This window comes from Kitasatospora sp. NPDC059408 (assembly GCF_042751525.1).
Lineage (GTDB): Bacteria > Actinomycetota > Actinomycetes > Streptomycetales > Streptomycetaceae > Kitasatospora.
Window position 1 is genome coordinate 20,190 of the sequence record NZ_JBHYWI010000044.1, and the last position, 15,032, is coordinate 35,221.

The 15,032-nt window shown below is 73.3% G+C and carries 18 protein-coding genes; 12 read left to right on the forward strand and 6 right to left on the reverse strand.

Going from position 1 to position 15,032, the window contains the following annotated elements:
* Positions 1 to 49 precede the first annotated feature (49 nt).
* Positions 50 to 595, reverse strand: a complete 546-nt coding sequence (locus tag ACFXDE_RS26660; protein WP_380497245.1) for a GtrA family protein — start codon at positions 593 to 595, stop codon at positions 50 to 52.
* 270 nt (positions 596 to 865) lie between these two features.
* Between ACFXDE_RS26660 and ACFXDE_RS26665 the strand changes: the two genes are divergently transcribed.
* The 3 genes from ACFXDE_RS26665 to ACFXDE_RS26675 are packed head-to-tail and all read left to right on the forward strand — an operon-like array spanning position 866 to position 3,782.
* Complete coding sequence (locus ACFXDE_RS26665; RefSeq protein ID WP_380442087.1) at positions 866 to 2,005, forward strand: 5-(carboxyamino)imidazole ribonucleotide synthase; 1,140 nt, start codon at positions 866 to 868, stop codon at positions 2,003 to 2,005.
* The gene (gene purE, locus ACFXDE_RS26670) at positions 2,002 to 2,532 is read left to right on the forward strand and encodes a 5-(carboxyamino)imidazole ribonucleotide mutase (RefSeq protein WP_380442085.1); all 531 of its coding nucleotides are present in this window, start codon (positions 2,002 to 2,004) and stop codon (positions 2,530 to 2,532) included. Before ACFXDE_RS26665 ends, purE begins: the two co-directional genes overlap by 4 nt.
* Positions 2,533 to 2,564: 32 nt before the next feature.
* Positions 2,565 to 3,782 (forward strand): dipeptidase, encoded by a 1,218-nt coding sequence (locus ACFXDE_RS26675; protein ID WP_380497246.1) that lies wholly within the window; start codon positions 2,565 to 2,567, stop codon positions 3,780 to 3,782.
* 25 nt (positions 3,783 to 3,807) lie between these two features.
* Here ACFXDE_RS26675 and ACFXDE_RS26680 read toward each other — a convergent pair whose 3' ends face one another.
* Positions 3,808 to 4,221, reverse strand: a complete 414-nt coding sequence (locus ACFXDE_RS26680; protein ID WP_380442081.1) for a CoA-binding protein — start codon at positions 4,219 to 4,221, stop codon at positions 3,808 to 3,810.
* A 35-nt stretch (positions 4,222 to 4,256) separates the two neighbouring features.
* Positions 4,257 to 5,594, reverse strand: coding sequence for a UDP-glucose dehydrogenase family protein (locus ACFXDE_RS26685; RefSeq protein ID WP_380497247.1), 1,338 nt, complete (start codon positions 5,592 to 5,594; stop codon positions 4,257 to 4,259).
* A 191-nt stretch (positions 5,595 to 5,785) separates the two neighbouring features.
* Here ACFXDE_RS26685 and ACFXDE_RS26690 point away from each other — a divergent pair, with 191 nt between their 5' ends.
* From ACFXDE_RS26690 to ACFXDE_RS26705, 4 genes are all read left to right on the forward strand, one after another.
* On the forward strand, positions 5,786 to 6,952 hold the full coding sequence (locus ACFXDE_RS26690; protein ID WP_380497248.1) for an acyl-CoA dehydrogenase family protein: 1,167 nt from the start codon (positions 5,786 to 5,788) through the stop codon (positions 6,950 to 6,952).
* Positions 6,953 to 7,105: 153 nt separating this feature from the next.
* Entirely contained in the window at positions 7,106 to 7,969 is an 864-nt protein-coding gene (locus tag ACFXDE_RS26695) for an oxidoreductase (RefSeq protein WP_380497249.1), read from the forward strand.
* A 164-nt stretch (positions 7,970 to 8,133) separates the two neighbouring features.
* Positions 8,134 to 9,366 (forward strand): beta-ketoacyl-[acyl-carrier-protein] synthase family protein, encoded by a 1,233-nt coding sequence (locus tag ACFXDE_RS26700; protein WP_380442073.1) that lies wholly within the window; start codon positions 8,134 to 8,136, stop codon positions 9,364 to 9,366.
* 59 nt (positions 9,367 to 9,425) lie between these two features.
* Positions 9,426 to 9,908, forward strand: coding sequence for a GNAT family N-acetyltransferase (locus ACFXDE_RS26705; RefSeq protein WP_380497250.1), 483 nt, complete (start codon positions 9,426 to 9,428; stop codon positions 9,906 to 9,908).
* Between the two features lie 14 nt (positions 9,909 to 9,922).
* Here the strand turns inward: ACFXDE_RS26705 and ACFXDE_RS26710 are convergent, their stop codons facing one another.
* Positions 9,923 to 10,432, reverse strand: coding sequence for a hypothetical protein (locus ACFXDE_RS26710; protein ID WP_380497251.1), 510 nt, complete (start codon positions 10,430 to 10,432; stop codon positions 9,923 to 9,925).
* A 29-nt stretch (positions 10,433 to 10,461) separates the two neighbouring features.
* A complete protein-coding gene (locus tag ACFXDE_RS26715) occupies positions 10,462 to 11,070 on the reverse strand; it encodes an NAD(P)H-dependent oxidoreductase (protein ID WP_380497252.1) in 609 nt (202 codons plus the stop codon).
* Between the two features lie 121 nt (positions 11,071 to 11,191).
* Between ACFXDE_RS26715 and ACFXDE_RS26720 the strand changes: the two genes are divergently transcribed.
* Positions 11,192 to 11,674, forward strand: a complete 483-nt coding sequence (locus ACFXDE_RS26720) for a MarR family winged helix-turn-helix transcriptional regulator (protein ID WP_380497254.1) — start codon at positions 11,192 to 11,194, stop codon at positions 11,672 to 11,674.
* On the opposite strand, the gene ACFXDE_RS26725 is transcribed toward ACFXDE_RS26720, so the two are convergent.
* Positions 11,671 to 12,063, reverse strand: coding sequence for a MerR family transcriptional regulator (locus ACFXDE_RS26725; RefSeq protein WP_380497255.1), 393 nt, complete (start codon positions 12,061 to 12,063; stop codon positions 11,671 to 11,673). The two genes, ACFXDE_RS26720 and ACFXDE_RS26725, sit on opposite strands and share 4 nt — an antisense overlap.
* 164 nt (positions 12,064 to 12,227) lie before the next feature.
* Between ACFXDE_RS26725 and ACFXDE_RS26730 the strand changes: the two genes are divergently transcribed.
* The 4 genes from ACFXDE_RS26730 to ACFXDE_RS26745 all read left to right on the forward strand — a co-directional run bounded on the left by ACFXDE_RS26730 (position 12,228) and on the right by ACFXDE_RS26745 (position 14,973).
* Positions 12,228 to 12,722 (forward strand): peptidylprolyl isomerase, encoded by a 495-nt coding sequence (locus ACFXDE_RS26730; protein ID WP_380442063.1) that lies wholly within the window; start codon positions 12,228 to 12,230, stop codon positions 12,720 to 12,722.
* Between the two features lie 230 nt (positions 12,723 to 12,952).
* Positions 12,953 to 13,408 carry a barstar family protein gene (locus ACFXDE_RS26735; protein ID WP_380497256.1) on the forward strand — a complete coding sequence of 152 codons (456 nt, stop codon included), beginning with the start codon at positions 12,953 to 12,955 and terminating at the stop codon, positions 13,406 to 13,408.
* Between the two features lie 194 nt (positions 13,409 to 13,602).
* Complete coding sequence (locus tag ACFXDE_RS26740) at positions 13,603 to 14,034, forward strand: GNAT family N-acetyltransferase (RefSeq protein WP_380442059.1); 432 nt, start codon at positions 13,603 to 13,605, stop codon at positions 14,032 to 14,034.
* A gap of 126 nt (positions 14,035 to 14,160) precedes the next feature.
* The gene (locus ACFXDE_RS26745; RefSeq protein WP_380497257.1) at positions 14,161 to 14,973 is read left to right on the forward strand and encodes an arylamine N-acetyltransferase; all 813 of its coding nucleotides are present in this window, start codon (positions 14,161 to 14,163) and stop codon (positions 14,971 to 14,973) included.
* The last annotated feature ends 59 nt before the right edge of the window (positions 14,974 to 15,032 follow it).

The window sequence follows — 15,032 nt, forward strand, 5'->3', positions numbered from 1 at the left end:
GCCCGCGAGCGGGGTGCTCGCGGGCCCGACGGCGTGGACGTGCGGAGGATCACTCCGCCTTGGCGTACCGGATCTCCTCGGCGGCCAGCATCAGCTCGGCCTGCGCGGCCAGCTCGCTGCCGGTGGCGTGCGGGGCCTGCGGCTCGGCCTCGGGCATGGCCTTGAACACCCAGGTGCGGTACGAGACGAAGCGGAACACGGTGCCCAGCGCGAGGCCGACCAGCTTGGCGCCGAGCTGCTCGAAGTGCGAGTCCAGGCCGAGCAGGTACACCGAGGTGCCGAGCACGCCGGTCTCGATCAGCATGCCGATGCCGCTGAACACCAGGAACAGCGTGATCTCGCGCTTGCGCGAGGCGGCGTCGCGGTCCCGGTACAGCCAGTAGCGGTAGCCGAGGTAGTTGGTGGCGATCGCGATCAGCGTCGCGGCGATGTTCGAGCGCAGCGAGGCCAGGCGCAGGCCGTTGATGCAGACCCAGAACACCAGGAAGTTGACCACCACGCCGCTCAGGCCGACGATGCCGAACTTCACGGCTTCTCCCGTGAGTCCGCGCATCTTCTGCACGAGTGTGGGACTCGGAGCTGCGGTCGTGGCCATACCGGGCTGCCTCCATGTGCGTGCGGTCGAAAGGGCGGTGCGTCGGGACGGTGCCCGCCCCTTGTGCCCTGCGTGCACGCACATGATCGGACTGCGTAGACCAGGACCTGGCCGTCCAGGCTACCCGGTTCCGCCGAACGGCTCAGCCCCTCGCGCCCCCGGTTGACATCTACGCGCGTCCATCCGGAGGGCCCCTCCGGCCTTGCCACCAGCGGCTCCATCGCCCCCGATCGGCCCGGATATCCTGGCCGGGTGACTTCCCCGGGCAATGTGAATTTTCCAGTGGTGGGCATGATCGGCGGCGGGCAGTTGGCCCGCATGGCACACCAGGCGGGTATCCCGCTCGGGGTCAGGTTCAAGCTCCTCGCCGACACCCCCCAGGACTCCGCGGCGCAGGTCGTCTCCGACGTTGTGCTCGGCGACTACCGCGACCTCGACACCCTGCGCCGCTTCGCGGCCGGCTGCGACGTGATCACCTTCGACCACGAGCACGTCCCGACCGAGCACCTGCGGGCGCTGGAGGCCGACGGCATCGCCGTCCGCCCCGGTCCGGACGCGCTGGTCAACGCCCAGGACAAGGGCGTCATGCGGGCCAGGCTCGACGCCATCGGGGTGCCCTGCCCCCGGCACCGGATCGTCGCCGACCCGGCCGACGTGACCGCCTTCGCGGCCGAGGGCGAGGGCTACCCCGTCGTCCTGAAGACCGTCCGCGGCGGCTACGACGGCAAGGGCGTGTGGGTCGTCGACGACGAGCAGGAGGCCGAGGCGCCGTTCCTGGCGGGCGTGCCGGTCCTGGCCGAGGAGAAGGTCGACTTCGTCCGCGAGCTGGCCGCCAACGTCGTCCGCTCGCCCAGCGGCCAGGCCGTCGCCTACCCGGTCGTGGAGAGCGTCCAGGAGAACGGCGTCTGCGCCGAGGTCACCGCCCCCGCGCCGGACCTCGACCCGGCCCTGTCCGACGAGGCCCAGCAGCTCGCCCTGCGCATCGCCGGCGACCTCGGCATCACCGGCCACCTCGCCGTCGAGCTGTTCCAGACCCGGGACGGCCGGATCCTGGTCAACGAGCTGGCCATGCGCCCGCACAACTCCGGCCACTGGACCCAGGACGGCGCGGTCACCTCCCAGTTCGAGAACCACCTGCGGGCCGTCCTCGACCTCCCGCTCGGCGACCCCCGGCCGCGCGCCAAGTGGACCGTCATGGTCAACGTCCTCGGCGGCGACTACCCGGACATGTACCACGCCTTCCTGCACTGCATGGCCCGCGACCCGGGCCTGCGCATCCACATGTACGGGAAGGACGTGAAGCCCGGCCGCAAGGTCGGCCACGTCAACGTCTTCGGGGACGACCTCGACGACGTCCGCGAGCGCGCCCGCCACGCGGCCGCCTACCTGCGAGGAACGATCACCGAATGAGCGACACCAACCCCGTCGTCGGCATCGTCATGGGCTCGGACTCCGACTGGCCCGTCATGGAGGCCGCCGCCCAGGCCCTCGACGAGTTCGAGATCCCCTACGAGGTCGACGTCGTCTCCGCCCACCGGATGCCGCGCGAGATGGTCGCCTACGGCGAGAACGCGCACAAGCGCGGGCTCAAGGCGATCATCGCCGGTGCCGGCGGCGCCGCCCACCTGCCGGGCATGCTCGCCTCCGTCACGCCGCTGCCGGTCATCGGCGTCCCGGTGCCGCTGCGCTACCTGGACGGCATGGACAGCCTGCTGTCGATCGTCCAGATGCCCGCCGGCGTGCCGGTCGCGACCGTCTCGGTGGCCGGCGCGCGCAACGCGGGCCTGCTCGCGGTGCGCATGCTCGCCGCGTTCGACCCCGAATTGACCGAGCGGATGACCGACTTCCAGGCCGAGCTCAACACCCAGGCCACCGAGAAGGGCAAGAAGCTCCGCGCCAAGGTGGCCGGTTCGGACTCCTTCGGCTTCGCCAAGTAGGCGGCGTGGCGGGGTGGGGTAGAACAGGTCGCATGACCTCTGAGCTGGACTTCCCCACCCCGCTGGACCGCGCGCGGGCCCTCCTGCGCACCGCCCCCGTCGTGGACGGCCACAACGACCTCCCCTGGGCGATGCGCGAGCAGGCCGGGTACGACCTCGGCGCGCTCGACCTCGCCACCGACCAGAGCGACCGCCTGCACACCGACCTCGCCCGCCTCGCGGAGGGCGGGGTCGGCGCGCAGTTCTGGTCCGTCTACGTGCCCACCCGGCTGGCCGGCGACCACGCCGTGAGCGCCACGCTGGAGCAGGTCGACTTCGTCCACGCCCTCGTCGCGCGCTACCCCGACCGGCTCCGGCTCGCCCGCACCGCCGACGACATCGAGGCGGCCCGCGCCGAGGGCCGCATCGCCTCCCTGATGGGCGCCGAGGGCGGCCACTCCATCGACTGCTCGCTCGCCACCCTGCGGGCCCTGTACGAGCTCGGCGTCCGCTACCTGACCCTCACCCACAACGACAACGTGCCGTGGGCCGACTCGGCGACCGACAAGCCGGTGGCCGGCGGGCTCACCCGCTTCGGCGAGGAGGTCGTCCGGGAGATGAACCGGCTCGGCATGCTGGTCGACCTCTCGCACGTCTCCGCCGACACCATGCGCGACGCCCTGCGGGTCACCGAGGCGCCCGTCGTCTTCTCGCACTCGTCGTCCCGCGCGGTCTGCGACCACCCGCGCAACGTCCCGGACGACGTCCTCGCGCAGCTGCCCGGCAACGGCGGCGTCGCGATGGCCACCTTCGTGCCGAAGTTCATCCACGCCGAGGCCGCCGCGTGGACCCTGCGGGCCGACGAGAACATGCGCGCCCACGGCCTCCACCCGCTGGACACCACCCCCGCGGGCATGGCCCGCCAGCGCGAGTTCGAGGCCGCCCACCCGCGGCCGGTCACCACCGCGTCCACCGTCGCCGACCACCTCGACCACATGCGCGAGGTCGCCGGGATCGACCACATCGGCATCGGCGGCGACTTCGACGGCACCGCGTTCCTGCCCGAGGGCCTCGGTTCGGTCGCCGGCTACCCGAACCTCGTCGCCGAACTCCTGCGCCGCCACTGGTCGGAGGCCGACCTGGCCAAGCTCACCTGGCACAACGCCGTCCGCGTCCTGCGCGACGCGGAGTCCGCCGCGGCCGGGCTGCGCGCCACCCGGGGCCCGTCCATCGCGACGATCGCGCAGCTGGACGGCGCCGCCCCGGCCTGATCGCCGGACCCGTCCGGCCTCGACGCTAGCCGAGCCGGGGGAACTCGATGGCCGGGCACCTGTCCATGACCATCGAGACCCCGGCGGCCGTCGTCCGCTCGTACGCCGCCGCGTCGACGACGCCGAGCTGGAACCAGACCGCCTTCGCCCCGACGGCCACCGCCTGGTCGGCCACCTCGCCGGCCAGCTCGGACCGGACGAACACGTCGACGACGTCGACCGGGAACGGCACCTCCGCCAGCGACGCGTAGCCGGGCTCGCCGAGGACCGTCTCGGCCTTCGGGTGCACGGGCACGATCCGCTTGCCGTGGCGCTGGAGCACGGCGGCCACGCCGTACGCGGCGCGCGCGGTGTTGTTCGACAGGCCGACCACCGCCCAGGTGTCGCCCGTGCCGGTGAGGATGTCGCGGACCGTCGCGTCGTCGCCGTAGCTCGTCATGACGGTCCCAACGACGTGCCGGGGTGCGGGATTCCCTAGCTGGGCCGGCCGAGGGCGCGGTACGTCCAGCCGGCGGCGCGCCAGGCGTCCGCGTCGAGGACGTTGCGGCCGTCGAGGAGGCGGCGCTCGGCGACGACCGAGCCGAGGACGGCCGGGTCGAGGGTACGGAACTCCTGCCACTCGGTCAGGTGCAGCACCACGTGGGCGCCCTCGGCGGCCTCCAGCGGGGAGTCGGCGTAGGTCAGGCCCGGGAACATCTTGCGGGCGTTGTCCATGGCCTTCGGGTCGTAGACGGTGACCTGGGCGCCCTGGAGCTGGATCTGGGCGGCGACGTTGAGCGCGGGGGAGTCCCGGATGTCGTCCGAGTTGGGCTTGAAGGCGGCGCCGAGCACGGCCACCCGGCGGCCCAGGAAGCCGCCGCCGCACTGCTCGCGGGCCAGCTCCACCATCCGGGAGCGGCGGCGCATGTTGATCGAGTCGACCTCGCGCAGGAAGGTCAGCGCCTGGTCGGCGCCGAGCTCGCCGGCCCGGGCCATGAACGCCCGGATGTCCTTGGGCAGGCAGCCGCCGCCGAAGCCGAGGCCGGAGTTGAGGAACTTGCCGCCGATCCGCTCGTCGTAGGCGAGCGCGGTGGAGAGCTGGGTGACGTCGGCGCCGGCCGCCTCGCACACCTCGGCCATCGCGTTGATGAAGGAGATCTTCGTGGCCAGGAAGGAGTTGGCGGCGGTCTTCACCAGCTCCGCGGTCGCGTAGTCGGTGACCACGAACGGCACCCCGGCCCCGATCGGCTCGGCGTACACCTCGCGCAGCTGCCGCTCGGCGCGCTCGCTGTGCGCGCCGACCACGATCCGGTCCGGGCGCAGGGTGTCCTGGACGGCGAAGCCCTCGCGCAGGAACTCCGGGTTCCAGGCGAGTTCGGCGTCGGCGCCGACCGGCGCCAGGGCGGCGAGGCGCTCGGCCAGCCGGCCGGCCGAGCCGACCGGCACGGTGGACTTGCCGACCACCAGGGCCGGGCGCGACAGGTGCGGCGCGAGGCCGTCGATCGCGGCGTCCACGTAGGACATGTCGGCGGCGAACTCGCCCTTGCGCTGCGGGGTGTTGACGCACACGAAGTGGACGTCGGCGAACTCCGCGACCTCCTCGACGGAGGTGGTGAAGCGCAGCCGGCCGGTGGAGCCCTCGTGTCCGGCCACGTGCTTGAGCAGCAGCTCGGACAGGCCCGGCTCGTACATCGGGACGCGGCCGGCGGTCAGTGTGGCGATCTTCTCGGGGTCGATGTCCAGACCGAGCACCTCGAAGCCGAACTCGGCCATCGCGGCCGCGTGGGTGGCACCGAGGTAGCCGGTGCCGATCACGGAGATGCGGAGGGTCACGGGTTCCCCTTTGTGCGGACTCGACCATGAGTGGGTGCCCTGATGCTATCCGTCCCCCGGACTCCGCCGGAGGCCGCCCGTCCGGGGCCCGCCGGGGGCCGGAAACGCTAGGCAGTCGCAGGTCGGAGCCCTAGGATCTCTACTCGACGGTAACCAACCGGATCCTTCGATCACTGTGGCGAGGCGGCATCATGGCGGGCAGCGCAGGCGCGGCTGACTTCGATCTCTTCCGTATCTCCGAGGAGCACGGGATGCTCCGTGAGGCGGTGCGTGGGCTGGCCGAGGCGAAGATCGCTCCGTTCGCGGCGGAGGTGGACGAGCAGGGCCGGTTCCCGCAGGAGGCGCTGGAGGCGTTGCGGGGCAGTGACCTGCACGCGGTGCACGTGCCGGAGGAGTTCGGGGGTGCGGGGGCGGACGCGCTGGCGACGGTGATCGTGATCGAGGAGGTCGCGCGGGTGTGCGCGTCGTCGTCGTTGATCCCGGCGGTGAACAAGCTGGGGTCGCTGCCGGTGCAGCTGTCGGGCTCGGAGGAGCTGAAGGCGAAGTACCTGGGGGCGCTGGCGCGTGGTGAGGGGATGTTCTCGTACTGCCTGTCGGAGCCGGAGGCGGGTTCGGACGCGGCGGGGATGAGGACGCGTGCGGTGCGGGACGGTGATTTCTGGGTGCTGAACGGGGTGAAGCGCTGGATCACGAACGCGGGTGTGTCGGAGTTCTACACGGTGATGGCGGTGACGGACCCGGAGAAGCGGTCGAAGGGGATCTCGGCGTTCGTGGTGGAGAAGGGCGATGCGGGTGTGTCGTTCGGTGCTCCGGAGAAGAAGCTGGGGATCAAGGGGTCGCCGACGCGTGAGGTGTACTTCGACAACGTGCGGATTCCGGCGGACCGGATGATCGGTGCGGAGGGGACGGGTTTCGCGACGGCCATGCGGACGCTGGACCACACGCGGGTGACGATCGCGGCGCAGGCGGTCGGGATCGCGCAGGGGGCGCTGGACTACGCGAAGGGCTATGTGCAGGAGCGCCGGCAGTTCGGGAAGGCGATCGCGGAGTTCCAGGGGGTCCAGTTCATGCTGGCGGACATGGCGATGAAGCTGGAGGCGGCGCGTCAGCTGACGTACGCGGCGGCGGCGAAGTCGCAGCGCGGGGACGGGGACCTGACGTTCTTCGGTGCGGCGGCGAAGTGCTTCGCGTCGGACGCGGCGATGGAGATCACGACGGACGCGGTGCAGTTGCTGGGCGGGTACGGGTACACGCGGGACTACCCGGTGGAGCGGATGATGCGCGACGCGAAGATCACGCAGATCTACGAGGGCACCAACCAGGTCCAGCGCATCGTCATGGCCCGCAACCTGCCGTAACGCACACGACCTCGAAGTTCCGGGAGCCCCCGGCCGATCACCGTCGGCCGGGGGCTCCGGCGTTTCCGGGGCGGGTCGGGCCCCGGCCGCCGGCCTGACGTATAAATGATCGTCAACTTCCTTGTGGTGCACGGCATACGGAGGGCATGGGGAATGAGCAACGAGAAGCGGGCGGCCGGGCGGGTCTGGCTGATCACCGGGGCGAACTCCGGCTTCGGGCAGGCGATCGCCGAGGCCGCGATCGCCGCCGGGGACAGCGTGGTGGCGGCGGCCCGACGGCCCGAGGCGCTGGACGGGCTGGTCGCCGCGCACCCGGGGCGGGTCGTGCCGGTGCGGCTGGACGTGACGGACGGGGAGCGGATCCCGGCGGCCGTCGCGGAGGCGCTGGAGCGGTTCGGCCGGATCGACGTCCTGGTGAACAACGCCGGGCGCGGCCTGATCGGCGCCGTCGAGGAGTACACCGACCGCGAGCTGCGGGACCTGATGGAGCTGCACTTCTTCGGGCCGGCCGCGCTCACCCGGGCCGTCCTGCCGCACCTGCGGGCGCAGGGCTCGGGGGCGGTCGTGCAGATGAGCAGCATGGGCGGGCGGTTCTCGTTCCCCGGGGTGGGGGCGTACTCGGCCACCAAGTTCGCGCTGGAGGGGCTGTCCGAGGCGCTGGCGCAGGAGGTCGCCGGGTTCGGGGTGAAGGTGCTGATCGTCGAGCCGGGTGCGTTCCGGACCGGCTTCGCCGGCGGCGGCGCCCTCGCGCACGCCACCCCGATCGCCGCCTACGACCCGGTCGTCGGCCCGGTCCGCACCGGCCTGCCGGACTCCGACGGCAAGCAGCCCGGGGATCCGGCCAAGGCCGCCGCGGCGATCCTCGCCGCCCTGGACGCCGAGCACACGCCGCTGCGGCTCGCGCTCGGCAGTGACGCCGTCGACGGGGTCCTGGGGCAGCTCGACCGTGCCCGCAAGGAGGCCGAGGCGTGGGAGGCGGTCGGTCGCGGGACGGACTTCGCCGACCTCGCAAACTAAAGGAAACCTACAAAGGGGCCGTACCCGAATCGGTGCTCTCCAGCCTCTGAAGATCCCTCAATCCCCTGTCAGAGTGGCACAGGGTTCGACCGCTCTCCGGGCCCATCGGCACGGAGGGCGGTTTCGATTTGTGGCCTCTCAATAAACGTAGGGGGAAAGATTTCATGAATGCCGACAGCGGTGCCGCCGGCGCCGGCCACGTGGTCGTCACCGGTCTCGGGGCGACCACGCCGCTCGGCGGGGACGTCCCCTCGACCTGGGCCGCGATGCTGGCCGGGCAGTCCGGGATCGCGGCCATCGAGGACGCCTGGGCCGCGGACCTGCCCGCCCGGATCGCCGGCCGGCTGAAGGTCGAGCCGTCCGAGGTGATGGACCGCGTCCAGGCCCGGCGGCTGGACCGCTGCGAGCAGATCGCGCTGATCGCCGCCCGGCAGGCCTGGGCCGACGCGGGCTCCCCGGAGGTCGACCCGGAGCGCCTCGCCGTCGTCATCGGCACGGGCACCGGCGGCGCGGTCACCATGCTCGCGCAGGACGACGTGCTGGAGGCCTCCGGCGTCCGCAAGGTCTCCCCGCACACCGTGCCCATGCTGATGGCCAACGGCCCGGCCGCGTGGGTCAGCATCGAGCTCGGCGCGCGGGCCGGCGCGCACACCCCGGTCAGTGCCTGCGCCTCCGGCGCCGAGGCGATCGCCCTCGGCCTCGACCTGATCCGGCTCGGCCGCGCCGACGTCGTCGTCGCCGGCGGCGCCGAGGCCTGCATCTGCCCGCTCCCGATGGCCGGCTTCGCCCAGGCCAAGGCCCACTCGACCCGCAACGACGAGCCCACCAGGGCCTCCCGGCCGTTCGACGTCGACCGGGACGGCTTCGTGATCGGCGAGGGCGCGGTCGTCCTCGTCCTGGAACGCGCCGAGTTCGCCGCCGCCAGGGCCGCCCGCCCGCATGCCGCCCTGGCCGGCGCGGCCGTCACCTCCGACGCCCACCACATCACCGCGGCGGCGGCCGAGGGCCAGGTCCGGGCCATGCGGCGCGCGGTGGCCGAGGCGGGGCTCGCCCCGCAGGACGTCGCCCTCGTCCACGCCCACGCGACCTCCACCCAGATCGGCGACCTCGCCGAGGCGGAGTCGGTCACCGAGGCGATCGGGCTGCACCCGGCCGTGACCGCCACCAAGTCGCTCACCGGGCACCTCTTCGGGGCGGCCGGCGCGCTCGGGGCCCTCACGGCCGTCCTCGCCGTCCGGGAGGGGGTCGTGCCGGCCACCGCCAACCTGGAGCGGCTCGACCCGGCGGTGAAGCTCGACGTCGTCGCGGGCGCGCCGCGAACCGGGGCCGTGCCGGTCGCGCTCACCAACGCGTTCGGCTTCGGCGGGCACAACGTCTCGCTGGTGTTCACGCGCTGACGCCGGGGCCGGCCGAAATCCGGGCGACGCGGGGCCGTTCGCTTCGTAGGCTGACGGCCATGTCCTCCGACCTGCGCCTCGAACCCGTCACCCCGGCCAACCTCGACGCCGCCCTCGCCCTGCGGGTGCGGCCGGACCAGGAGGGGCTGGTGGCATCGGTGGTGAAGTCGCTCGCGGAGGCGTACGTCCACGGCGACACCGCGTGGCCCCGGCTGATCTTCGACGGCGAGCGGATGGTCGGGTTCGTGATGGCCTTCTTCGACATCACGTTCTACCCCGACAAGGCGGGGGACCGGCCGCGTTCGGGCCTCTGGCGCCTGCTCGTCGACGCCGACCGGCAGGGCGGCGGCTACGGGCGCTTCGCGGTGGAGCAGGTGTGCGCGGAGGTCCGCCGCCGCGGCGGCACCCGCGTCACCGTCACGTACCACCCCGGGCCGCACGGTCCCGCCGAGTTCTACGCCCGGCTGGGCTTCCGGCCGACCGGCGAGACGAGCGGCGACGACGCGGTGGCGGAGCTGGAGCTGGAGCTGGACCCGGCCTGAGGCCGGGCCGGGGCTCAGCGCTCGGGGAAGGGCGCGAGCTCGGCGTCCCAGGCGTCGGCGGCCGCGCGGAGCTCGGCGGGGGCGAGGAGGAACTCGGCGGTGTGGCCGGGCCACACGTCGCCCCCGTCCCCGTCGCTGTCGTCGTCCTCGGCGTCCTCGTCCTCGGCCTCCTCGGCGTCGAGGTCCACCCACGGCGGCGCGGCCTCCAGCGCGAAGCGGACCCGCACCAGCCGCCGCCCGTCCGCGGGCTGCTCCTCGGCGAGGCCGAAGGTCAGCAGCGGCTCGGTGAAGTCGAGCGCACCCGGGCCGCGGGCCGGGTCGGCGGCGGCCCGCAGCCACCGCGAGATCTCCCGCGCCTCCCAGGTGGTCAGGCACGCCTCGACGAACCGCCACGCCCCCTCGGGCACGGCCACGGCGCCGGCGATCACCAGCCAGTTGTCGTCGTAGCCCTCACCGCGCGCCGTCCCGAACTGGTAGCTGCGCGGCCGCAGGTCGAGCCGGTGCGAGGAGTCTTCGAGGAGCATCCGCCCATCGTGTCACCGCGCCCGCGCGGTCACCGCAGGAGGGCCGCCGCCTCGGCGCGGGCCTGGTCGAGCCAGGCGGCACGGGTCGGGGCCTGGGCGTCGGTGACGGTGCGGAAGACCGTCCGGCGGACGTCGGTGACGCCGACGTACGGGAGGACGCAGGCGGCCCAGATCCGCTGGAGGGGATCGCCGAACTCGGTGCGCTCGCGCTCCTCCGGGGTGTCGGAGGTGTTGAGGACCAGGGCCCGGCCGGCCCGGAGCAGCCCGGCGGGTTCGCCGTCGGCGGTGCCGAGCTTGTACGCGACGCCGGGCGCGAGCACGCGCTGCACCCAGCCGGTGAGGACGGCGGGCGGCATGCCCCACCAGTTGGGGTGGATCAGGACGAGGGCGTCGAGGGTGGCCACTTCGGCGCGGTGCAACGCGAGTTGCGGGTCGGCGGGCGCGTCGGCGGCGTTGACGGTGCCGGTCTCCTCGGCGGTGAGCAGGGCGGGGAACCCCTCCGCGTACAGGTCGTGGGCGCGCACGTCGCAGCCGCGCCCGCGCAGTTCGGCCACGACGGCGTCGTGCAGCGCGTGGTTGAAGCTGCCCGGCCGCGGGTGCGCCAGGTAGACCCCGATCCGGCCGGCCGTGTCGTCCATCGCCTCGTCCCTCCCCGGTCGTACGCCGTGTGCGGGCGCCCGATGCCGGTGATGCTACCGACCGCGTCGGTGCCGCGCCGGGAATCTGTGCATGCGCACGCAACTCGGTACGATGAACGGCATGAACCGTGCCGACCTCACCCTGGGCCCGCTGCCGGAGCGCGATCACGCCTTCTACGGGCTGGTCTGGGCCGGCGCCACGCTGGCCGCCCGGGTGGACCGGGAGCTCGCCCGGGTCCACGGGCTGCCGCTGTCCTGGTTCGAGGTGATGCTGTGGCTCAACGGGCAGCGGGAGCCGGTCGCCGCCTCCGACCTCGGGGCGAAGACGATGCTCAGCCGCAGCCAGGTGTCCCGGGTGGTCGACGCCCTCGCCGGGCGCGGACTGGTGGCCCGCTCGGCCTCCGACTCGGACGCCCGCTCGGTGCGGATCGAACTGACCGAGCAGGGCCGGGCCGCGTTCGCCGAGGCCGACGCGACCCGGCGGGCGGTGCTCGCGCCGGCCTTCGACGACCGGCTCGACGACGCCGACATCGCCGCGCTGGAGACGGTCTGGCGCAAGCTGAAGGAGCCCCGGCCCGACCGGACGCCGGACGGGACCCGTTAGCGCGCCCCGCGCCCGGCCGGGCCGAGCGCCGGGCGGCCGGAGGCGGTCTGGATCACCTCGTCCAGGACCTCGCGCGAGCGGACCAGGTCGGCGATCATCCGGTCGATCCGCTCCCGCTCGGCGGTGAGCTCCTCGACCAGCAGCGGGGTGGCGATCTCGTTCGGGCCGCCGTCGGCGTCCCGCATGCAGGGGAGGATCTCGTAGATCTTGCGGCTGTGCAGTCCGGCCGCGAACAGCTCCTGGATGAGGATGACCCGGTCCACCGCGCCGTCCGGGAAGTCCCGGTGCCCGCCCAGGGTGCGGTCGGGGGCCAGCAGGCCCTGCTTCTCGTAGTAGCGCAGGGAGCGCTCGCTCACGCCCGTGCGCCGGGCCAGTTCACCGATCCGCATGCCGCCCACCCCGTCGTCGCGATCGAACGCCCGCCCCGCTCGAAGCCGACCCCGATCGTAACGTCCGTGCCCGGTGCGGCGGGGCGGTACGGGACGACACCGAGGTGGCGCCGGACCGTCGGGGGTGTCGCGCGTCGGAGCGTCGGTCGTGCCATGATCCCTGCATGGCTTCCAACGTTTTCTTCGACATCACGATCAACGACGAGCCCGCCGGCCGGATCGTCTTCAAGCTGTACGACGACGTCGTCCCGGTCACCGCCCGCAACTTCCGCGAGCTCGCCACCGGCCAGAACGGCTTCGGCTACGAGGGCTCCGGCTTCCACCGCGTCATCCCCGACTTCATGCTGCAGGGCGGTGACTTCACCAACCACAACGGCACCGGCGGCCGCAGCATCTACGGCGAGAAGTTCGCGGACGAGAACTTCGAGATCAAGCACACCAAGGCCGGCCAGCTCTCGATGGCCAACGCGGGCCGCAACACCAACGGCTCGCAGTTCTTCATCACCACCATCGCCACCAACTGGCTGGACGGCAAGCACGTCGTCTTCGGCGAGGTCGTCGAGGGCATGGACATCGTGAAGCTCATCGAGTCCAAGGGCTCGCAGAGCGGCCGCACCTCGGCCAAGGTCACCATCGCCAAGTCCGGCATCGTCGAGTAATCACCGGCGCGTGGCCGGGCTCCCGCCCGGCCGACCCGGTACCGCGTACCGCCCCGTCGTGGAAAGTCGGATCCGCCGACTTCCCACTCGGGGCGGTGGCGTTTCCGGGCGTCCGTCCGGACGCGTTCCCGCATGCCGGGGCGCTGCCGCACCGGACCCGTCGGCCGGCCGGGTGAGCCCCCGGCGCGGCGGCGTCCGGCGCCGGCGGGCGGGGCGGTAGAGCTACCGTCGTGACGCACCCCAGCCCACCGGAGAGACTGCTCGCCGGGGCCCGGTGGGACCTGTTCCCCGGGCACCCGTGGGCGGGCCTGGCCCGCGTCCCCGCCGGGGACGTCCGCCGGGTCGCGATCGACGGCGGCGAGTGCCGTACCAAGGCCGGCCTGCTCACCGCCTGGGCGCGCGCCCTCGACTTCCCCGCGTACTTCGGCCACAACTGGGACGCCTTCGAGGAGTGCCTGGGCGACGTCCTCCACCCCGCCGGGGAGCCGGACCGGCCGCCGCCCCGGGTGCTCGTCGTCCTCGCCGGCGCGGACGAGCTCCTCGCGGACGCGCCGGAGGCCGAACTCACCACGCTGCTGCGGATCCTGGACGCCGCCGCCGTCGACCACCTGCTCGCCGTGCTGTTCGCGGCGCAGGACCCGTCCGCCACCGCGTACCGGTTCAGGGCGGCGGCCCGCGCGCTGTGAGGGCGGAGTGGGGCGGTGATCAACTGGCCGTTACTGCAACGGAATTCGGCCAGTTCACCCGCGCGTCGCGACCAGTGCGCCGGAAAGCGGCGCACCCGAGGGACGGCGCGGCTAGGGTCCAGCGCCATGAGCGAGCGAATGGTCGAGAGGTGCGTGTGGGCGAATGCCCCCGCCGAGCGCAGCGAGGTGGGCGCATGAGTCTTGATGTCGAGGTCGTCCGGGAGACGACCGACGAGCTGGTGGCCGCGTTCGCCGGCCTGCTCCCGCAGCTGTCCGGTTCGGCCAAGCCGTTGGACCACGCGGCGCTGGCCCACCTGGTGGCCTGCGACTCCAACACGCTGCTGGTCGCCCGCCTCGACGGGGTGATCGTCGGCACGCTGACCCTGGTGCTGTCCCCGCTCCCGTCCGGCCTGCGGGCGCGGATCGAGGACGTGGTCGTCGACGCGGAGACGCGCGGCAAGGGCGTCGGCGCGGCCCTGACCGACGAGGCCGTGCGGCTGGCGCGCGAGGCCGGCGCCCGGACCCTGGATCTGACGTCCCGGCCGTCCCGCGAGGCCGCGAACCGCCTCTACGAACGGGCCGGCTTCCAGGCCCGGGACTCGAAGGTCTACCGCTACGCGGGCTAGCTCTTCCGCCCGCTGCGCGGGAAGTCGGTCGGCCCGACTTCCCGCGCAGCGGCAGTGGGGGTGGGGCCGAGGGCGTAGGACCAATGGACGATGGCCGACCGGCCCGCGTCCGGGTGGAATGGCCGGATGGATCACGCGCCACGCACCGAGCAGCCGTACGGCGGCCTCACCGCCGCCCAGCGGTCCGCCTACCTCGACCGCATCGCGCTCCCCGAGCCCGGCGCGCCGTCCCCGGAGGCGCTCGCCCGGCTCCAGCTCGCGCACCTGCGGGCCGTCCCGTTCGAGAACCTGAGCATCCACCTCGGCGAGCCCGTCGTCCTCGACCCGGACGCCCTGGTGGCGAAGGTCGTGACCGCCCGGCGCGGCGGCTTCTGCTACGAACTCAACGGCCTCTTCGCCGAGTTGCTCGGCTCGCTCGGCTACCGGGTGAGCCTGCTGGCCGCCCGTGTCTTCGACGGCGAGCGGCCGGGACCGCCGTTCGACCACCTCGCGCTGCGGGTGGACCTCGACGAGCCGTGGCTGGTCGACGTCGGCTTCGGGCGTTTCAGCCGCGGCCCGCTGCGGCTCGACGGACGCGGCGAACAGGCCGACGCCCACGGCACGTTCACCCTCGTCCCGGCCGGCGCGCACGGAGACCTGGACGTCCTCCTGGACGGCACGCCGCAGTACCGCCTGGGACTGCGCCCGTACGAGCTCGCCGACTTCCGCCCGACCTGCTGGTGGCAGACCACCTCGCCGGACTCCCCGTTCACCCGCTCGACGACCTGCTCGATGCTCACCGCCGACGGCGGCCGGGCGACCATCGCCGGCAACCGCCTGATCACCACGACCCCGGCCGGCGAGCGCAGCGAGCTGACGCTCACCGACGACGAGGCCCTGGCGGCCTATCGCACCCACTTCGGGATCGCGCTGGACCGCGTCCCGCAGGGCCCGCGCTGACGCCCGAAGGTCTACCGCTGCGCGGGCTGTGCCCGCGCAGCGGCGCCGGTGGGGCCGAG

Coding starts and splice junctions, on each gene's coding strand:
- ACFXDE_RS26740 (WP_380442059.1), top strand. CDS start 13,603: ATGAGTCTTGATGTCGAGGTCGTCCGGGAGACGACCGACGAGCTGGTG.
- ACFXDE_RS26710 (WP_380497251.1), bottom strand. CDS start 10,432: ATGCTCCTCGAAGACTCCTCGCACCGGCTCGACCTGCGGCCGCGCAGC.
- purE (WP_380442085.1), top strand. CDS start 2,002: ATGAGCGACACCAACCCCGTCGTCGGCATCGTCATGGGCTCGGACTCC.
- ACFXDE_RS26720 (WP_380497254.1), top strand. CDS start 11,192: ATGAACCGTGCCGACCTCACCCTGGGCCCGCTGCCGGAGCGCGATCAC.
- ACFXDE_RS26700 (WP_380442073.1), top strand. CDS start 8,134: ATGAATGCCGACAGCGGTGCCGCCGGCGCCGGCCACGTGGTCGTCACC.
- ACFXDE_RS26660 (WP_380497245.1), bottom strand. CDS start 595: ATGGCCACGACCGCAGCTCCGAGTCCCACACTCGTGCAGAAGATGCGC.
- ACFXDE_RS26725 (WP_380497255.1), bottom strand. CDS start 12,063: ATGCGGATCGGTGAACTGGCCCGGCGCACGGGCGTGAGCGAGCGCTCC.
- ACFXDE_RS26730 (WP_380442063.1), top strand. CDS start 12,228: ATGGCTTCCAACGTTTTCTTCGACATCACGATCAACGACGAGCCCGCC.
- ACFXDE_RS26715 (WP_380497252.1), bottom strand. CDS start 11,070: ATGGACGACACGGCCGGCCGGATCGGGGTCTACCTGGCGCACCCGCGG.
- ACFXDE_RS26705 (WP_380497250.1), top strand. CDS start 9,426: ATGTCCTCCGACCTGCGCCTCGAACCCGTCACCCCGGCCAACCTCGAC.
- ACFXDE_RS26675 (WP_380497246.1), top strand. CDS start 2,565: ATGACCTCTGAGCTGGACTTCCCCACCCCGCTGGACCGCGCGCGGGCC.
- ACFXDE_RS26680 (WP_380442081.1), bottom strand. CDS start 4,221: ATGACGAGCTACGGCGACGACGCGACGGTCCGCGACATCCTCACCGGC.
- ACFXDE_RS26690 (WP_380497248.1), top strand. CDS start 5,786: ATGGCGGGCAGCGCAGGCGCGGCTGACTTCGATCTCTTCCGTATCTCC.
- ACFXDE_RS26745 (WP_380497257.1), top strand. CDS start 14,161: ATGGATCACGCGCCACGCACCGAGCAGCCGTACGGCGGCCTCACCGCC.
- ACFXDE_RS26695 (WP_380497249.1), top strand. CDS start 7,106: ATGAGCAACGAGAAGCGGGCGGCCGGGCGGGTCTGGCTGATCACCGGG.